At 61.1% G+C, this 17,981-nt stretch carries 12 protein-coding genes; all 12 read left to right on the forward strand.

What is annotated here, in order from left to right:
• Positions 1 to 19 precede the first annotated feature (19 nt).
• The 12 genes from ABFB52_RS24835 (at position 20) to ABFB52_RS24890 (ending at position 17,877) form a co-directional block, all read left to right on the forward strand.
• On the forward strand, positions 20 to 196 hold the full coding sequence (locus ABFB52_RS24835; RefSeq protein ID WP_003176118.1) for a hypothetical protein: 177 nt from the start codon (positions 20 to 22) through the stop codon (positions 194 to 196).
• Positions 180 to 3,134: a sensor histidine kinase gene (locus tag ABFB52_RS24840; RefSeq protein WP_007959612.1), complete on the forward strand. Its 2,955-nt coding sequence runs from the start codon at positions 180 to 182 to the stop codon at positions 3,132 to 3,134. Before ABFB52_RS24835 ends, ABFB52_RS24840 begins: the two co-directional genes overlap by 17 nt.
• A 22-nt stretch (positions 3,135 to 3,156) precedes the next feature.
• Positions 3,157 to 4,593, forward strand: a complete 1,437-nt coding sequence (locus tag ABFB52_RS24845) for a sigma-54 dependent transcriptional regulator (protein WP_085747746.1) — start codon at positions 3,157 to 3,159, stop codon at positions 4,591 to 4,593.
• 734 nt (positions 4,594 to 5,327) lie between these two features.
• Entirely contained in the window at positions 5,328 to 6,728 is a 1,401-nt protein-coding gene (locus ABFB52_RS24850; protein WP_007959609.1) for a polynucleotide adenylyltransferase PcnB, read from the forward strand.
• A 3-nt stretch (positions 6,729 to 6,731) separates the two neighbouring features.
• Positions 6,732 to 7,217 (forward strand): 2-amino-4-hydroxy-6-hydroxymethyldihydropteridine diphosphokinase, encoded by a 486-nt coding sequence (gene folK / locus ABFB52_RS24855; protein ID WP_129972823.1) that lies wholly within the window; start codon positions 6,732 to 6,734, stop codon positions 7,215 to 7,217.
• Positions 7,218 to 7,613: 396 nt separating this feature from the next.
• Positions 7,614 to 8,414, forward strand: a complete 801-nt coding sequence (gene panB / locus ABFB52_RS24860; RefSeq protein ID WP_085747744.1) for a 3-methyl-2-oxobutanoate hydroxymethyltransferase — start codon at positions 7,614 to 7,616, stop codon at positions 8,412 to 8,414.
• Positions 8,411 to 9,271: a pantoate--beta-alanine ligase gene (gene panC, locus ABFB52_RS24865; RefSeq protein WP_007959604.1), complete on the forward strand. Its 861-nt coding sequence runs from the start codon at positions 8,411 to 8,413 to the stop codon at positions 9,269 to 9,271. The genes panB and panC overlap by 4 nt, the downstream gene beginning before the upstream one ends.
• Before the next feature lie 346 nt (positions 9,272 to 9,617).
• Positions 9,618 to 11,282, forward strand: a complete 1,665-nt coding sequence (pgi, locus tag ABFB52_RS24870) for a glucose-6-phosphate isomerase (protein WP_011335972.1) — start codon at positions 9,618 to 9,620, stop codon at positions 11,280 to 11,282.
• Between the two features lie 114 nt (positions 11,283 to 11,396).
• On the forward strand, positions 11,397 to 13,334 hold the full coding sequence (acs, locus tag ABFB52_RS24875) for an acetate--CoA ligase (RefSeq protein WP_129972821.1): 1,938 nt from the start codon (positions 11,397 to 11,399) through the stop codon (positions 13,332 to 13,334).
• A 145-nt stretch (positions 13,335 to 13,479) separates the two neighbouring features.
• Entirely contained in the window at positions 13,480 to 14,496 is a 1,017-nt protein-coding gene (locus ABFB52_RS24880; RefSeq protein WP_129972820.1) for a class I SAM-dependent methyltransferase, read from the forward strand.
• Between the two features lie 133 nt (positions 14,497 to 14,629).
• Positions 14,630 to 17,581, forward strand: coding sequence for a DUF748 domain-containing protein (locus tag ABFB52_RS24885; RefSeq protein ID WP_129972819.1), 2,952 nt, complete (start codon positions 14,630 to 14,632; stop codon positions 17,579 to 17,581).
• A complete protein-coding gene (locus ABFB52_RS24890; RefSeq protein WP_085747738.1) occupies positions 17,581 to 17,877 on the forward strand; it encodes a DUF2845 domain-containing protein in 297 nt (98 codons plus the stop codon). The genes ABFB52_RS24885 and ABFB52_RS24890 overlap by 1 nt, the downstream gene beginning before the upstream one ends.
• Positions 17,878 to 17,981: the final 104 nt, after the last annotated feature.

Genomic DNA, 17,981 nt, shown 5'->3' on the forward strand with positions numbered 1-17,981 from the left:
ATAAAAAAGAGAGGCCGGGATGTACATCTATCGCTTGGTCCTGCTTCTGGTCGTGGGGATCTACCTGTTTTCTCCCGCCATCATGGATTGGTGGATCGACGCTACGGGCGCCTGGTATCGCCCTTATCTGCTCTGGCTGATCCTGATTGTCGTGACCTTCATCCTGCAGAGCCAAAAAGATGCCGATGAGCTTTAGCCTGACCCAGATGCTGCTGATCAGCGCCGCCTACCTGGCCGCGTTGTTCGGCGTGGCCTGGATCAGTGAACGGGGCATGATCCCGCGGGCGATCATTCGCCATCCGTTGACCTACACCCTGTCGCTGGGGGTCTACGCCAGTGCGTGGGCGTTCTACGGCACGGTGGGTCTGGCCTATCAGTACGGCTACGGCTTTCTGTCCAGTTATCTCGGGGTCTCCGGCGCGTTTCTGCTGGCGCCGGTGCTGCTGTATCCGATCCTCAAGATCACCCGCACTTATCAACTGTCGTCGCTGGCAGACCTGTTCGCCTTCCGCTTTCGCAGCACCTGGGCCGGTGCGCTGACCACGATTTTCATGCTGATCGGCGTATTGCCGCTGCTGGCGTTGCAGATCCAGGCCGTGGCCGATTCCATCGGCATCCTCACCGGCGAACCAGTGCAAAATCGCGTAGCCCTGGCGTTCTGTGCGCTGATCATTCTGTTCACGATCTTCTTCGGTTCCCGTCATATCGCCACACGTGAAAAGCACGAAGGGCTGGTATTCGCGATTGCCTTCGAATCAGTGATCAAACTGGCAGCCCTCGGCGGCGTCGGCCTCTACGCGCTATACGGCGTGTTCGACGGCCCGCAGCAACTTGAACTGTGGCTGCTGCAGAACCAGACCGCCCTCGCCGCCCTGCACACCCCGTTGCAGGAAGGCCCGTGGCGCACGTTGCTGCTGGTGTTTTTCGCCTCGGCGATCGTGATGCCGCACATGTATCACATGACCTTCACCGAAAACCTCAACCCGCGCTCGCTGGTCAGCGCGAGCTGGGGCCTGCCGCTGTTCCTGCTGTTGATGAGCCTGGCTGTGCCGCTGATTCTCTGGGCCGGCCTGAAACTCGGCGCCACCACCAATCCGGAATACTTCACCCTCGGTATCGGCATCGCCGCCAACAGCAAGTCGCTGGCGTTGCTGGCGTATGTCGGCGGTCTGTCGGCGGCCAGCGGTCTGATCATCGTCACCACGCTGGCGCTGTCGGGCATGGCCCTGAACCATCTGGTGCTGCCGCTCTATCAGCCACCGGCCGAGGGCAATATCTATCGCTGGTTGAAATGGACCCGCCGGGCGCTGATCGTCGCAATCATCATGGCCGGCTTTTGCTTCTATCTGATGCTCGGCGCCGAGCAGGATCTGGCCAACCTCGGCATCGTCGCCTTCGTTGCGACCCTGCAATTCCTGCCGGGTGTGCTGTCGGTGCTGTACTGGCCGACCGCCAATCGTCGGGGGTTCATCGCCGGTCTGCTGGCAGGGATTGTGGTGTGGGTCGTGACCATGCTGTTGCCGCTGGTCGGCAATCTGCAGGGTTTCTATATTCCGCTGCTGAACATGATCTACGTGCTGGACGACACCAGTTGGCACATGGCGGCCATCGCCTCGCTGGCGGCCAACGTCCTGATGTTCACGCTGATTTCGTTGTTCACCAATGCCAGTCCGGAAGAGGCCAGCGCCGCCGAAGCCTGCGCTGTGGACAACGTACGTCGCCCACAACGCCGCGAATTGCACGCAGCCTCGCCGCAGGAATTCGCCACGCAACTGGCCAAGCCGCTGGGCGCCAAGGCTGCGCAAAAAGAAGTCGAACAGGCCCTGCGCGACCTTTATCTGCCCTTCGACGAGCGCCGCCCTTATGCCTTGCGCCGCCTGCGTGACCGGATCGAAGCCAACCTCTCCGGCCTGATGGGCCCGAGCGTCGCCCAGGACATGGTGGAAACCTTCCTGCCGTACAAGGCTGGCGGCGAAAACTACGTTACCGAAGACATCCATTTCATCGAAAGCCGCCTCGAGGATTACCACTCGCGTCTGACCGGGCTGGCCGCCGAACTCGATGCCCTGCGCCGTTACCACCGCCAGACCCTGCAGGAACTGCCGATGGGCGTCTGCTCGCTGGCCAAGGATCAGGAGATCCTGATGTGGAACAAGGCCATGGAAGAACTGACCGGGATTGCCGCGCAACGGGTGGTCGGCTCGCGCCTGAGCACCATCGCCAATCCGTGGAAAGATCTGCTGCAAGGCTTCATCCACCTGCCCGACGAACACTTGCACAAACAGCATCTGGCCCTCGACGGCCAGACCCGCTGGCTGAACCTGCACAAAGCGGCGATCGACGAGCCGCTGGCACCGGGCAACAGCGGCCTGGTGCTGCTGGTGGAAGACCTGACCGAAACCCAGATGCTCGAAGATAAACTGGTGCACTCCGAGCGCCTTGCCAGCATCGGTCGACTCGCGGCGGGTGTTGCTCACGAAATCGGCAACCCGATCACCGGCATCGCTTGCCTTGCGCAAAACCTTCGCGAGGAACGCGAAGAAGACGGCGAATTGACGGAAATCAGCGGCCAGATCCTCGAGCAAACCAAACGCGTGTCACGCATCGTCCAGTCGTTGATGAGTTTCGCCCACGCCGGCAGCCATCAACACAGTGACGAGCCCGTCTGTCTGGCGGAAGTGGCTCAGGACGCCATCGGCCTGTTGGCCCTGAACCGGCGCAATTTCGAAGTCCAGTTCTATAACCTGTGCGATCCCGATCACTGGGTCGAAGGCGACCCGCAGCGGCTCGCCCAGGTGCTGATCAATCTGCTCTCCAACGCCCGTGACGCCTCGCCTGCGGGCAGTGCGGTGCGGGTCAAGAGCGAAGCCGGCGAACACACGGTCGATCTGATCGTCGAAGACGAAGGCAGCGGTATTCCGTCGAGCATCATGGACCGATTGTTCGAACCCTTCTTCACCACCAAGGATCCTGGCGAAGGCACCGGTCTGGGCCTTGCACTGGTCTATTCCATCGTTGAAGAGCATTATGGACAAATCACCATCGACAGCCCGGCTGATGTTCAGAGCCAGCGCGGCACCCGTATCCGGGTGACATTGCCGCGCCATGTCGAAGCGACGTCCGCTGTGAACTGAGACCGTCGAGAGTATCGAATCAATGCCGCACATTTTGATCGTCGAAGACGAAACCATTATCCGCTCCGCCTTGCGCCGCCTGCTGGAACGCAACCAGTACCAGGTCAGCGAAGCCGGTTCAGTGCAGGAAGCACAAGAACGCTTCAGTATTCCCACATTCGATCTGATCGTCAGCGACCTGCGTCTGCCGGGCGCTCCGGGTACCGAGCTGATCAAGCTCGGCCAGGGCACGCCGGTTTTGATCATGACCAGCTACGCCAGCCTGCGCTCGGCGGTCGACTCGATGAAGATGGGCGCGGTGGATTACATCGCCAAGCCTTTCGACCACGATGAAATGCTTCAGGCTGTCGCGCGGATCCTGCGCGATCGCCAGTCGGCGCCTGCCGTCGGCGAAGCAGCTCCCGCCAAATCGGCCAATGGCAGCGGCAAATCCGCGATCGATAACAGCAATGGCGAAATCGGCATCATCGGCTCGTGTCCGCCGATGCAGGATCTTTACGGCAAGATCCGTAAAGTCGCCCCGACCGATTCCAACGTGCTGATCCAGGGCGAGTCCGGTACCGGTAAAGAACTGGTGGCCCGCGCCCTGCACAACCTGTCGAAACGTGCCAAGGCGCCGATGATCTCGGTGAACTGCGCCGCCATCCCGGAAAGCCTGATCGAGTCCGAACTGTTCGGCCACGAGAAAGGCGCGTTCACCGGTGCCAGCGCCGGTCGCGCCGGTCTGGTGGAAGCGGCGGACGGCGGCACGCTGTTCCTCGACGAAATTGGCGAGTTGCCACTGGAAGCCCAGGCTCGTTTGCTGCGCGTATTGCAGGAAGGCGAGATTCGCCGTGTTGGCTCGGTGCAGTCGCAGAAGGTCGATGTCCGATTGATCGCCGCGACCCACCGGGACCTCAAGAGCCTGGCGAAAATCGGCCAGTTCCGTGAAGACTTGTACTACCGCCTCCACGTGATCGCATTGAAACTGCCGGCCCTGCGCGAGCGTGGCGCCGACGTCAACGAAATCGCCAATGCATTCCTTGCTCGTCAGAGCGCCCGCATCAACCGCACCGACCTGAAATTTGCCGCCGATGCCGAACAGGCGATCCGGCACTATTCCTGGCCGGGTAACGTGCGGGAGCTGGAAAACGCCGTCGAGCGCGCGGTGATTCTGAGCGAAAGCCCGGAAATCTCTGCCGACCTGCTGGGTATCGACATCGAGCTGGGCGATCTGGAGGACGACGAATTCATCGGCCTGCCGGCGCAAACGGCCGGTAACGCCAGCAACAGCAGCCACGAGCCGACCGAAGACCTGTCACTGGAAGACTACTTCCAGCATTTCGTACTCGAGCATCAGGACCACATGACCGAGACCGAACTGGCGCGCAAACTGGGCGTCAGCCGCAAATGCCTGTGGGAACGCCGTCAGCGTCTGGGCATTCCACGGCGCAAGACCGGGGTCGCCAGCGAGAGCTGAACGTTACCTGTCGAGTGTGCGGGCTACCGTTGAAGAGGTGAAAAAACTGTTACCTCAGTCTTTTCACGTAACAGAAGCCGGGGTTATCGGTAACGAAACCCCGGCTTTTTTTCGACCTGCGAAAACGGTTATATCGACCTAACCCCTTGTTTTATTGGGGTTCTCAAAAGTTGGCACGGCACCTGCTATATGTTTGGTACAAGAACAATAACAAGCAATGCACAAGACAATAAAAATAAGACGAATCGACTCACGCACAATAAAAACAAGACGGCGAGAGGCGCAGCTAACTGATTCTTTTGGAGAGGCGTTGTATTTGGGGCTAGCCCCACGACCAGGCCGAGAACAACAAAAACTGTCTTAAGACAGAGCCTGTACTGGTTGGATCGCAAGATCACTGCAACACAGCGACCAAAGCAATCCGTTTGCTCTTGGCTCCCGATTGGGAGGGTCATGAAGGAAAAGCTTCATGGCGAGGGCACTCAACAAAAACAAGAAGCCCGAATCAATAATAAAAAGAGCACGCAACTACTTCTTGGGGAGCTTCGGCTCCCCTTGTAGTTTCTCCTTTCTGGCAAATCCCCCCTTCTGACGCATCTCCACCCCCTCTAGCCTGCGGCTTGCAGCGCAAAACGGCAGCGTCCTACACCATCCCTCGACTAAATGCTAGAATCCCGGCCCATCATGCGGTCATTCTCTGGTATGGCCGAACATTCCTTCAAACAGTGCATCCCATGCTGAAGAAGCTGTTCCAGTCATTCCGAACTCCCCTGCGTCGTACGCAACACATCCGTAGCACGCCTGAAGTCCTCAACAGCGGCCAACACTCGCTGCAGAAGGCGCAATTCAGCCGTTACGCGGTCAACATCGTCGAACGTCTGCAGGGCGCCGGCTACCAGGCCTACCTGGTTGGCGGTTGCGTGCGAGACATGCTGCTGGGCATCACGCCCAAAGACTTCGACGTCGCCACCAGCGCCACCCCCGAGCAGGTTCGCGCCGAATTCCGCAATGCGCGGATCATCGGCCGCCGGTTCAAGCTGGTACACATCCATTTCGGTCGCGAAATCATTGAAGTCGCGACCTTCCGCGCCAATCACCCGCAAAACGAAGACGACGAAGACAGCAACCAGTCTTCGCGCAACGAGAGCGGGCGCATTCTGCGTGACAACGTTTACGGCACCCTGGAAGAAGACGCGCAACGCCGCGACTTCACCATCAACGCCCTGTATTACGATCCGGTCAGCGAGCGCATCCTCGACTACGCCAACGGCGTACACGACATCCGCAATCACCTGATCCGTCTGATCGGCGACCCGAAGCAACGCTACCAGGAAGACCCGGTGCGGATGCTGCGGGCCGTGCGTTTCGCCGCCAAGCTCAATTTCGGTATCGAGAAGCACACCGTCCAGCCGATTCGCGAACTGGCGCCGATGCTGCGCGAGATTCCGTCGGCCCGCCTGTTCGAGGAAGTGCTCAAGCTGTTCCTCTCCGGTCATGGCGCGATCACGTTCGAGATGCTGGTCGACCTGCAACTGTTCGCGCCGCTGTTCCCGGCCAGTGCCGATGCGCTGGAACACAACCCGGAATATACCCACACGCTGATCAGCGAAGCACTGACCAACACCGACCTGCGGATCAAGCAGAACAAACCGGTAACCCCGGCGTTCCTGTTTGCTGCCCTGCTGTGGCCTGCCCTGCCGGCCCGAGTGCTACGTCTGCAAGAGCGCGGCATGCCGCCAATTCCAGCCATGCAGGAAGGCGCTCACGAACTGATCGCCGAACAGTGCCAGCGCATCGCGATTCCAAAACGCTTCACCATGCCGATCCGCGAGATCTGGGACATGCAGGAACGCCTGCCACGCCGCAGCGGCAAACGCGCCGACCTGCTGCTGGACAATCCGCGCTTCCGCGCCGGCTACGACTTCCTCCTGCTGCGTGAAAGCGCTGGCGAGCAGACCGATGGCCTGGGTGAATGGTGGACCGATTATCAGGACGCCAACGACAGCGAACGTCGCGACATGATCCGCGACCTCAGTGGCAAGGGTGATGACGCCAGTGGCGCACCGCGCAAGCGTCGCCGCAGCAGCGGCTCCAAACGCAAACGCGCCGGCGCACCGAGCGCCACGGGCGAATAAGGCATGGAACGCATCTACATCGGCATGGGCAGCAACCTGGCTGACCCGGCCGAACAACTGCGCAGCGCGGTCGACGCGCTGGGGCAATTGCCCGAGACCGAACTGGTCGGCGTATCTGCCTTCTACCAAAGCGACTCGCTGCTGCCGGGCCAACCGCGTTACACCAACGCGGTTGCCGCGCTCGACAGCGCGCTCGCCCCGCTTGATCTGCTCGATGCCTTGCAGGCGATCGAAAACGATCAGGGCCGCGAACGCCTTGAGCGCTGGGGCCCACGCACGCTGGATCTGGACATTCTGCTGTTCGGTGATCGCCTGATCGACGAGCCGCGCCTGAAAGTCCCGCATTACCACATGCAGGAACGCGCGTTCGTTCTCTATCCCCTGGCCGAACTGGCGCCCGAAGATCTGCGCCTGGCCGATGGCCGCACCCTTGCCGATCTTCTCGCAGCCTGCCCGTTCGTCGGCCTCGAACGCCTTCCCCACCCCTGACATCTATCCCTGTGGGAGCGGGCTTGCTCGCGAATGCGGTGTATCAGCTCAATAAGATGCTGACTGGCACGACGCCTTCGCGAGCAAGCCCGCTCCCACATCGACCTGTCCAAATCCCGGTTTTTGTAGGACAAAAACCCCGCAGATCAGGCCCGCCGGCCCGCTGAATCGCATCAGTAACGCCGGTAACACTCCCCTCGTAACAATGCGGTAACACATGCAATTGACTTCCTGAGGCCTCATCACGACTATAGGCGTCCCGCTGCCGCCAACCCGGCATACAAGGGCGCAATCCAGGCCTTATAAGCACGACAAAAGAGCGTGCGCCTGAATAGATGACGAATCACGCGCGTTACTCGCAGTAGTTTCCAAAGCGCCTGAACGAGGATTTCTTACATGCCAGCCATCACCCTGACCACGCTCCAGAGCCTCAAGCAGAAAGGTGAAAAGATCACCATGCTGACCTGCTATGACGCGACCTTCGCCCACGCCTGCAACGAGGCCGGTGTCGAAGTGCTGCTGGTGGGCGACTCCCTCGGCATGGTCCTGCAGGGTCACGACAGCACCCTGCCGGTGACCACCGCAGAAATGGCCTACCACGTTGCCAGCGTCAAACGCGGCAACTCTGATGCCTTGATCCTGGCCGACCTGCCGTTCATGGCCAACGCCACCCTCGAGCAAACCATGACCAACAGCGCCCTGCTGATGCAGGCCGGCGCGCACATGGTCAAGGTCGAAGGCGCCTTGTGGCTGGCGGATTCGATCCGCCTGCTGGCCGAACGCGGTGTGCCGGTCTGCGCCCACATGGGCCTGACCCCGCAAGCCGTGAACATTCTCGGTGGCTATAAAGTGCAAGGTCGCAACGAGAACCAGGCACGCCAGATGCGCGCCGACGCGATCTCGCTGGAGCAGGCCGGTGCAGCCATGCTGCTGCTCGAATGCGTGCCGAGCGAACTGGCGGCTGAAATCAGCCAGGCCTTGAAAATCCCGGTGATTGGCATTGGCGCCGGTTCGAATACCGACGGTCAGGTCTTGGTGCTGCACGACATGCTCGGCCTGTCGATCAGCGGCCGTGTGCCGAAATTCGTGAAGAACTTCATGCAGGGTCAGGACAGCATCCAGTCCGCGCTGAAGGCTTACGTCAGTGAAGTCAAAGCCACCACTTTCCCCGGGATCGAACACGGATTCTCTGCATGAACACCGTCAAAACCGTACGTGAACTGCGCGCCGCCGTGGCGCGCGCCCGCAGTGAAGGCAAGCGCATCGGCTTCGTGCCGACCATGGGCAACCTGCACAGCGGCCACATCGCGCTGATCACCAAGGCCACCCAGCGCGTGGACTTCGTGGTCGCGAGCATTTTCGTCAACCCGCTGCAGTTCGGCGCCGGCGAAGACCTCGACAAATACCCGCGCACCTTGGCGGCGGATCAGGAAAAACTGCTGGAAGCCGGCTGCGATCTGCTGTTCGCCCCGACCGTCGAGGAAATGTACCCCGACGGCATGGCCGGGCAGACCCGGGTCAGCGTGCCGCAACTGTCCGAAGGCCTGTGCGGCGCCAGCCGTCCGGGGCACTTCGAAGGCGTGGCGACGGTGGTCAGCAAGCTGTTCAACATGGTCCAGCCGGACCTGGCGATCTTTGGCCAGAAAGACTTCCAGCAACTGGCGGTGATCCGCGCGCTGGTGCACGACCTGAACATGCCGATCCAGATCATTGGCGAGCCGACCGTACGCGCCGCCGACGGTCTGGCGCTGTCGTCGCGCAACGGTTTCCTCAGTGAAGAACAGCGCGCTGTGGCGCCGGTGGTCTATCGCACCCTGAGCAGCATTGCCGAGTCGATCAAGCAAGGTGAACGCGACTTCCCTGCCCTGATCCAGGCGCAACGCCAGCAACTGGAAGCCGCCGGCCTGCGTCCGGACTATCTGGAAATCCGCCACGCCCTGACCCTGCGTCCGGCAACGGCGGAGGATCGTGATCTGGTGATTCTGGTCGCGGCCTTCCTCGGCACCACCCGGTTGATCGACAACCTGCATCTGAATCTCGATACCCCCGCCTGAACACCGGCAAACGCTGTGGGAGCCCCCCGCTCCCACAGCGTCTGCACGCACTTCCAGACCGTATTGCTGAGCACCTGCCCATCGGGCAAACTCCCGCCGTTCGACTCGACACCAATAGCAGGGACTGCTCGCATTACCCGCCGTTTGTCGGCCCCGTCTGTTATCAATGTTAAAAAAGTACCGAAAACAGGTCAGACAAAGCCAAGACAGATCGCGGCGCTGGGTTTACTGTATTCGCCCTGCGCCAAAGTAATCGTGTCGACGCAGTTGCCCCCTCGCCCAAACATGGCGGGGAGGTCTTTTCAGTGTTCAAAAGGCCGTTCAAGTAAAAAGGAAAACCGCAGCGATGGCGTACTACCGCACTCCTCATGACGTTACCGCTCTGCCTGCCTGGCAAGCGTTGAAAGATCACCGCCAAGCCATGCAGGATTTCAGCATGCGCGAAGCCTTCAACGCCGATCCGCAGCGCTTCAATCAGTTCACTCTCAGCAGCTGCGGACTGTTTCTCGACTATTCGAAGAATCTGATCAACGCCGAGACCCGCAACCTGCTGGTGGGTCTGGCCAATGAAGTCGATCTCAAGGGCGCGATCAAGGCGCTGTTCGACGGCGAAATCGTCAACTCCTCCGAAGGCCGCCCGGCGCTGCACACCGCCCTGCGTCGCCCGGTCGGCGACAAGCTGTCGGTCAACGGCGTCAACGTGATGCCTGAAGTACACAAGGTGCTGAACCAGATCACCGATCTCGTGGGCCGCATCCACGACGGTCTGTGGCGCGGTTACACCGAGAAGCCGATCACTGACGTTGTGAACATCGGCATCGGCGGCTCGTTCCTCGGCCCCGAGCTGGTCTCCGAAGCCCTGCTGTCCTACGCCCAGAAAGGCGTGCGTTGCCATTACCTGGCGAACATCGACGGCAGCGAGTTCCACGAGCTGACGCAAAAACTACGCGCCGAGACCACGCTGTTCATCGTTTCGTCGAAATCGTTCAACACCCTAGAAACCCTGAAAAATGCCCAGGCCGCACGCGCCTGGTACCTGGCCCAGGGTGGTTCGGAAGCCGAGCTGTATCGCCACTTCATCGCCGTATCGAGCAACAACGCGGCAGCCGTGGCCTTTGGTATCCGCGAAGAAAACATCTTCCCGATGTGGGACTGGGTCGGCGGTCGTTACTCGCTGTGGTCGGCCATCGGCCTGCCGATCGCGCTGGCCATCGGCATGTCCAACTTCAAAGAACTGCTGTCCGGTGCCTACACCATGGACCAGCATTTCCAGAGCGCGCCATTCGAACAGAACATGCCGGTGCTGCTGGCCCTGCTCGGTGTGTGGTACGGCAACTTCTGGGGCGCGCAAAGCCACGCGATCCTGCCGTACGACCACTACCTGCGTAACATCACCAAGCACTTGCAACAGCTGGACATGGAATCCAACGGCAAGAGCGTGCGTCAGGACGGCACGCCGGTGTCGACCGACACTGGCCCGGTGATCTGGGGCGGCGTCGGTTGCAACGGTCAGCACGCTTATCACCAGTTGCTGCACCAAGGGACCCAACTGATCCCGGCCGACTTCATCGTGCCGATCGTCAGCTTCAACCCGGTCTCCGACCACCATCAGTGGCTGTACGCCAACTGCCTGTCGCAGAGCCAGGCGCTGATGCTCGGCAAGACCCTGCCGGAAGCCGAAGCGGAACTGCGCGACAAGGGCATGAGCGAAGACCAGGTGCAGAAACTCGCACCGCACAAGGTGATCCCGGGCAACCGTCCGAGCAACACCCTGGTGGTCGAGCGCATCAGCCCGCGTCGTCTCGGCGCACTGGTGGCGATGTACGAACACAAAGTCTTCGTGCAAAGCGTGGTCTGGGGCATCAACGCCTTCGACCAGTGGGGCGTGGAGCTGGGCAAGGAACTGGGCAAGGGCGTGTACAACCGTCTGGTCGGCAGCGAAGAAACCGCCGCTGAAGACGCGTCCACCCAAGGCCTGATCAACTACTTCCGCGGCCGTCACCGCGGCTGATCCAGCCCTGAACACACCCCCTCACCATGAGGGGGTGTTTGTTTACAGGTATTGAACCCTCCCCGCTCTCGGCGCATCTTTATCCTTGTCGCACAACAAGAATAAGGAACCGTCATGTTCGATATCAGCACGTTCCCCAAAGCCGATGCCGTCCGCCGGGCTGCACAGTTGAGTCAGGACGACTACCAGCGCCTGTACCGCGAATCCATTGAACACCCCAGCACCTTCTGGGCCGAACAGGCCACCCGCTTCCTTGACTGGAGCACACCGTGGCAGACCGTCCAGCGCTATGACCTGAGGACCGGCCAAGCCGCCTGGTTTGCCGGTGGCAAGCTGAACGTCAGCTACAACTGCATCGACCGTCATCTGGAAAAGCGTGGCGATCAGACCGCCATCCTCTGGGAAGGCGACGACCCCGCAGAATCGACACAAATCACCTACAGCAAACTCCATCACCACGTCTGCCGCCTGGCCAACGTGCTGAAAAGCCGTGGCGTGAAGAAAGGCGACCGGGTTTGCATCTACATGCCGATGATCCCCGAAGCCGCCTACGCGATGCTCGCCTGCGCGCGGATCGGCGCGATTCATTCGGTGGTGTTTGGCGGTTTCTCCCCAGACTCATTGCGCGACCGCATTCTCGACGCCGACTGCCGCACCGTGATCACCGCCGACGAGGGCGTGCGCGGTGGCAAATTCGTGCCGCTGAAACAGAACGTCGACAAGGCTCTGCAGAGTTGCCCGAATGTCAGCACCGTCGTGGTGGTCGAGCGCACCCAGAACAAAGTCGACTGGGTCGAAGGCCGCGACCTCTGGTATCACCAGGCCGTGCGCGACGTCAGCGACGAATGCCCGCCGGAACCGATGGACGCAGAAGACCCGCTGTTCATCCTCTACACCTCCGGCAGCACCGGCAAACCCAAGGGCGTGCTGCACACCACCGGCGGTTACCTGCTGCAAGCGGCGATGACCTTCAAGTACGTGCTCGACTACCGCGACGGCGAAGTGTTCTGGTGCACCGCCGACGTCGGCTGGGTCACCGGCCACAGTTACATCGTCTACGGCCCGCTGGCCAACGGCGCGACCACCCTGATCTTCGAAGGCGTGCCGAGCTACCCGAACACTTCGCGGTTCTGGCAGGTGATCGACAAACAAAAGGTCAACATCTTCTACACCGCCCCCACCGCCCTGCGCGCACTGATGCGTGAAGGCGCCGGGCCCTTGCAGGAAACGTCTCGCGAAAGCCTCAGATTGCTCGGCAGTGTCGGTGAGCCGATCAACCCGGAAGCGTGGGAATGGTATTTCAACGTCGTAGGCGAACAGCGCTGCCCGATTGTCGATACGTGGTGGCAGACCGAAACCGGCGGCATCATGCTCAGCCCGTTGGTCAGCGCTCAGCAGATCAAACCAGGCTGCGCCACCCGGCCGATGTTCGGCGTGCAACCGGTGCTGCTCGATGAGCACGGAAAGGAAATCAAGGGCGCCGGCAGTGGCGTACTGGCGATCAAGTCGAGCTGGCCGGCGCAGATCCGCAGCGTTTACGGCGATCCGCAGCGCATGGTCGACACCTACTTCAAGCCCTACCCCGGCTACTACTTCACCGGCGACGGCGCCCGTCGTGACGAGGACGGCGATTACTGGATCACCGGGCGCATCGATGACGTGATCAATGTCTCCGGCCATCGCATCGGTACCGCCGAGGTGGAAAGTGCGTTGGTGCTGCACGACAGCATTGCAGAGGCCGCCGTGGTCGGTTATCCCCACGACGTCAAAGGTCAGGGGATTTATGCGTTCGTCACACCGATGAATGGCACCGAGCCCAACGATGAGCTGAAGAAAGAACTGCTGGCCCACGTCAGCAAGGAAATCGGCAGCTTCGCCAAACCGGACCTGATCCAGTGGGCCCCGGCCCTGCCAAAAACCCGCTCGGGCAAGATCATGCGGCGGATCCTGCGCAAGATCGCCTGCAACGAACTCGACAGCCTTGGCGACACTTCGACGCTGGCGGATCCGAGCGTGGTGCAGGGCTTGATCGATAAACGCCTGAACCAGTAAGGCCGCAAAAGCATCGCGAGCAGGCTCGCTCCCACAAGGACTTATGATCGTCTGTGGGAGCGAGCCTGCTCGCGATGGGAACCCCTCGATTGCCTGCCAAACTGCTAAACTCCCGCGCCCCGATTCCCTCCAGCAAGGCGCCCGCATGTCTTCCTTGAACCTGGCGCTGCGCGCCGCCCTCGATCAACGCCAGGATCTGCTCGCCGAGCTGCACCGCCAAGGCACCGACTGCTATCGGCTGTTCCACGGCAGCCAGGAGGGTGCCGGCGGCCTGACCATCGACCGCTACGGCCCGCAACTGATGGTGCAAAGTTTCCACCAGACCCTGGCACGCGAAGACCTGCTGCAACTGCACGCCATGGTCAACCAGGCCCTGGGCCTTGAAACCCTGTTGGTCTACAACGACCGCTCCCGTGGCAACTCGCGAATCGACCGTGAAGACAGCGTCTACCGCGCCGACGACGCCGCGCTGGCCGATCTGGTCGGCCACGAATGGGGCCTGAATTATCGTGTGCGCGGACGCCATGCCGGACAGGATCCGCTGCTGTTCCTCGACCTGCGCAACACCCGCGGCTGGGTCAAGGATCACGCCAAGGGCAAAAGCGTGCTCAACCTGTTTGCCTACACCTGCGGCGTCGGCCTCAGCGCAGCAGCCGGCGGTGCACGTGAGGTGTGCAACCTGGATTTCGCCGAGGGCAATCTGGCGGTGGGGCGCGAGAACGGTCAGCTCAATCCGCACCTGCCGGCCATGGAGTTCATCCAGTCCGACTACTTCCCGGCGATCCGCCAACTCGCCGGCCTGCCGATCAGTCAGCGTCGCGGGCAGAAACTGCCGAGCTATCAGCGCCTGGAACAGCGCCAGTACGATCTGGTACTCCTCGACCCGCCCGCGTGGGCCAAGAGCGCGTTTGGCACCGTCGACCTGCTGCGCGATTATCAAAGCCTGCTCAAGCCGGCCCTGCTGACCACCGCCGAAAATGGCGTGCTGATCTGCTGCAACAATCTGGCGAAAGTCAGCATGGACGACTGGCGCGAACAAGTGCTGCGCTGCGCCGAAAAAGCCGGGCGGCCGGTGCGTGAATGGAGCGTGATGACTCCGGGCCGGGACTTCCCGTCGATGGATCAACAACCGCCGTTGAAGACACTGATTCTGCAGCTATGATCTTTACCCATGCAGGAGCAGCCTTCGGAAGCTCCTACAGAAATTGCAGACAAATCTGAACAATCCTGTCTCGTGCGATGTACTTCGGAACCGGAATCGCGTGCCATACTCCAAGGCACTCCGATTCAGACAGATGAAGCCGCACATGCCCAAAGGATTGATTCGCGCGATTGGCGCCCTGTTGACTGCCCTGGCCCTCTACAGCCTGCTGGGGTTCCTGATTTTGCCGGGCATTGCGCTCAGGGTGGTGAATCAGCAACTGGCCAACTACGCCACGGTGCCGGCGCATCTGCAGCGCATCGAACTCAACCCGTTCAGCCTTGAACTCACACTGTGGGGCCTGGTGATCGGCGAGCCGGGCAAGGAACAGGTCGGCTTCGAACGTCTGTACGCCAACCTGCAACTCGACAGTCTGTGGACCAAAGCCCTGCATCTGTCCGACATCGAACTGGAAAAATCCAAAACCGAGATCCTGTTCGCCAAAGACGGTCAGCTCAATCTTCTCGGTCTGTTCAAGCTCCCGGCCAGCGAGCCCACCCCGGCCGATCCCGACGCCAAACCGTTTCCGCTGCGCATCGACCGCATCCAGCTGGCTGGCGGCAACCTGCATTTTGTGGATGCGCGGCCCAGCGAGCTGATCGAATTTCTCTACGACAAGCTCGACTTCGAGCTGAAAAACCTCAGCACCCTGCCCGAAGACAACGCCGACATGACCCTCGTCGCGATCGGCCCGGCCGGTGGGCAGATCGACTGGAAAGGCAACTTCAGCCTGATCCCGATCGCCTCCGAAGGCACCCTCAAGATCACCGATGGCAAGATGAAAGCCTTCTGGCCTTACGTGCGCGACGCCGTGCCACTGGTGCTGGAAGAGGGTGTCGTCAGCTTGAGCACCGACTACAAGCTCAACCTGTCCAAGGAAACCGAACTGCTGCTGAGCAACGTCGCGGTCAACATCGCGCCGTTCGCGATCAAGGCGCCGGACGGACGTCAGCTGGCGAAACTCGAGCGTCTCGACGTCAGCGACACCACGGTGGACCTGGCCAAACAGCAAGTGGTGGTCGGCAAGATCCGCAGTCAGAAACTGGAAACCTGGGCGGCGCTGGAAGCGGACGGCAAACTGGACTGGCAAAAACTGTTCGCCAGCCAGCCATCGAAACCCGCTGCCAAAGCTGCAGCGGAGCCGAAAAGCACCCCGGCGGCCGCCGACTCGCCGAAACCTGAACCGACCGCGCCGAGCAAACCGTGGCAAGTGTTGATCAAGGACGTGCAACTGCGTGACTACAAAGTGCATCTGGCCGACCGTTCGGCGAAGCCGGAAGTCACCCTGGACGTCACCCCGCTGAACGTCGATCTGCAAAACTTCGACAGCCTCAACGGCTCGCCTTTCAACCTCAAACTCGATACCGGTCTGGGCAAGCAAGGCAAGATCAGCGCCGACGGCGTGGTCAATCTGGCCCCGGTCAGCGCGCAGCTCAACGTGAAAACCCAGGACATCGACCTGCGGGTCGCGCAGTCCTACATCAACCCGTTCATTCGTCTCGAACTGCGCAGCGGCATGCTCGGCAGCGACCTGAAAGTGAACCTGAAAAGCACTGACCCGCTGGCCCTCAGCGTCACCGGTCGTGCTCAGGTCGATCAGTTGCACACCCTCGACACCCTGAAAACCCGCGACTTTCTCAAATGGCAGCAGGTGGTGGTCGAAGGCCTGAACTATCAGCACGGCGACAGCCTGTCGATCGACAGGGTCAACCTGTTCCAGCCGTATGCGCGGTTCATGATCAACGATGATCGCACCACCAACATTGACGACCTGCTCATTCCGCAGCCGGCCGATTCCGGGGCGAAGACCGCCGCGGCGAAACCGGCGAGCAATGACAAACCGCTGGGTATTCACATCGGCGGCATCGCGATCAACGACGGCTCGGCCAACTTCGCCGACTTCAGCCTGACCCCCAACTTCGCCACCGCGATCCAGCAGCTCAACGGCCAGATCGGCACCATCGACAGCCGTCAGGCGAAACCGGCCAGCGTCGACATCAAGGGCAAGGTCGACCGCTATGCGCCGGTGACCATCAAGGGCGCGGTCAACCCGTTCGACCCGATGGCCAGTCTCGACATCGCCACCAGTTTCAAACGCGTCGAACTGACCACCCTGACTCCCTACTCCGGCAAGTTCGCCGGCTACCGGATCCGCAAGGGCCGGCTCAACCTCGACCTGCATTACCTGATCACCAAAGGCCAGCTCAAGGCCGAGAACAAAGTGGTGGTCGAGCAACTGCAACTGGGTGAGAAAGTCGACAGCCCGGATGCCGTGAGCCTGCCACTGAAACTGGCGATCGCCCTGCTCAAGGACGTCGACGGCAAGATTTCCATTGAGTTGCCGGTCACCGGCGACCTGAACAACCCCCAATTCAGCGTGATGCCGATTGTCTGGCAGACCCTGCGCAACCTGATCGTCAAGGCCGCCGCCGCACCGTTCAAGCTGATCGGCGGACTGGTCAGCGGTGGCAGCTCGGAAGACCTCGGCACCGTGTCCTTCGCACCGGGATCCAGCGACCTGAGCAAGGACGCCGAAGCGGCGCTGGTGAAGCTGTCGCAAGCGCTGAAGGAGCGTCCGGCCCTGCGCCTGGAAATCGAAGGCACCGCGGCAAAAAGCAGCGACGGTCCGTTGCTCGCAGAACAGCGCCTGGAACGTGAATACCAGTACAACTACTACAAGATGCTCCAGCGCCGGGGCGACAAGGTGCCGGCTCAGGCTTCGCTGATTCAGGTACCGGATAACGAAAAAGGCCCGCTGCTTGAGGGCATCTATCGCACCCGTCTGAAAACCCAGCCACCGGCCGAATGGAAGGATCTGGGCAAGGAAGAACGCACGGCGAAAATGCGTGCCGACGTGATCAAGTTCTGGAGCTCCAGCGACGTGCTGTTGCGCCAGCTCGGTCAGGACCGTGCAAGCAGCATCAAGGACTACCTGGTGGATAAAGGCCAACTGGCCGACGATCGCGTGTACTTCATCGACGCCAATCTCGGCGAAGCGGAGAGCGACGGGCGAGTGGTGACGCAAATGCATCTGGATGCCGAGTGATGAACCGAAACTGGCTGACTGCAATGGGGCTGGCATTGATCGCCAGCCAGGCTGCGGCGTCCGATACCCTGCGCTGCGGCAGCCAACTCGTCAGCCTTGGCGACCGCGCCAGCGAGGTGCTGCAAAAATGTGGTGAGCCGGTTGGTCGCGATCTGCTCGGTTACAAACGCAGCGCCAACCGTCGTGAAGAGTTTCAGGTCGAGGAATGGACCTACGGCCCGAGCAACGGCATGTATCAATACCTGCGCTTTGAAGGCAATCGCCTGAAGCAGATCAACAGCAAACGCGGCAATTGACCTTCCCCGCCTTTTCCGGCCCCTGAATAGAACAGGCCCCGACACATGTGCCGGGGCCTGTAATGGCCACATTCCGTGTGGCCGGTCGCATGAACTCTAAAGTG

This window comes from Pseudomonas sp. 9.2(2024) (assembly GCF_039695385.1).
GTDB lineage: Bacteria > Pseudomonadota > Gammaproteobacteria > Pseudomonadales > Pseudomonadaceae > Aquipseudomonas > Aquipseudomonas paraglycinae.

Bases quoted from the DNA above. Each gene is read 5' to 3' on its own strand.
- ABFB52_RS24840 (WP_007959612.1), top strand. From the start codon at position 180: ATGCCGATGAGCTTTAGCCTGACCCAGATGCTGCTGATCAGCGCCGCC.
- pgi (WP_011335972.1), top strand. From the start codon at position 9,618: ATGGCGTACTACCGCACTCCTCATGACGTTACCGCTCTGCCTGCCTGG.
- ABFB52_RS24885 (WP_129972819.1), top strand. From the start codon at position 14,630: ATGAAGCCGCACATGCCCAAAGGATTGATTCGCGCGATTGGCGCCCTG.
- ABFB52_RS24845 (WP_085747746.1), top strand. From the start codon at position 3,157: ATGCCGCACATTTTGATCGTCGAAGACGAAACCATTATCCGCTCCGCC.
- acs (WP_129972821.1), top strand. From the start codon at position 11,397: ATGTTCGATATCAGCACGTTCCCCAAAGCCGATGCCGTCCGCCGGGCT.
- folK (WP_129972823.1), top strand. From the start codon at position 6,732: ATGGAACGCATCTACATCGGCATGGGCAGCAACCTGGCTGACCCGGCC.
- ABFB52_RS24880 (WP_129972820.1), top strand. From the start codon at position 13,480: ATGTCTTCCTTGAACCTGGCGCTGCGCGCCGCCCTCGATCAACGCCAG.
- panC (WP_007959604.1), top strand. From the start codon at position 8,411: ATGAACACCGTCAAAACCGTACGTGAACTGCGCGCCGCCGTGGCGCGC.
- ABFB52_RS24835 (WP_003176118.1), top strand. From the start codon at position 20: ATGTACATCTATCGCTTGGTCCTGCTTCTGGTCGTGGGGATCTACCTG.
- ABFB52_RS24850 (WP_007959609.1), top strand. From the start codon at position 5,328: ATGCTGAAGAAGCTGTTCCAGTCATTCCGAACTCCCCTGCGTCGTACG.
- ABFB52_RS24890 (WP_085747738.1), top strand. From the start codon at position 17,581: ATGAACCGAAACTGGCTGACTGCAATGGGGCTGGCATTGATCGCCAGC.
- panB (WP_085747744.1), top strand. From the start codon at position 7,614: ATGCCAGCCATCACCCTGACCACGCTCCAGAGCCTCAAGCAGAAAGGT.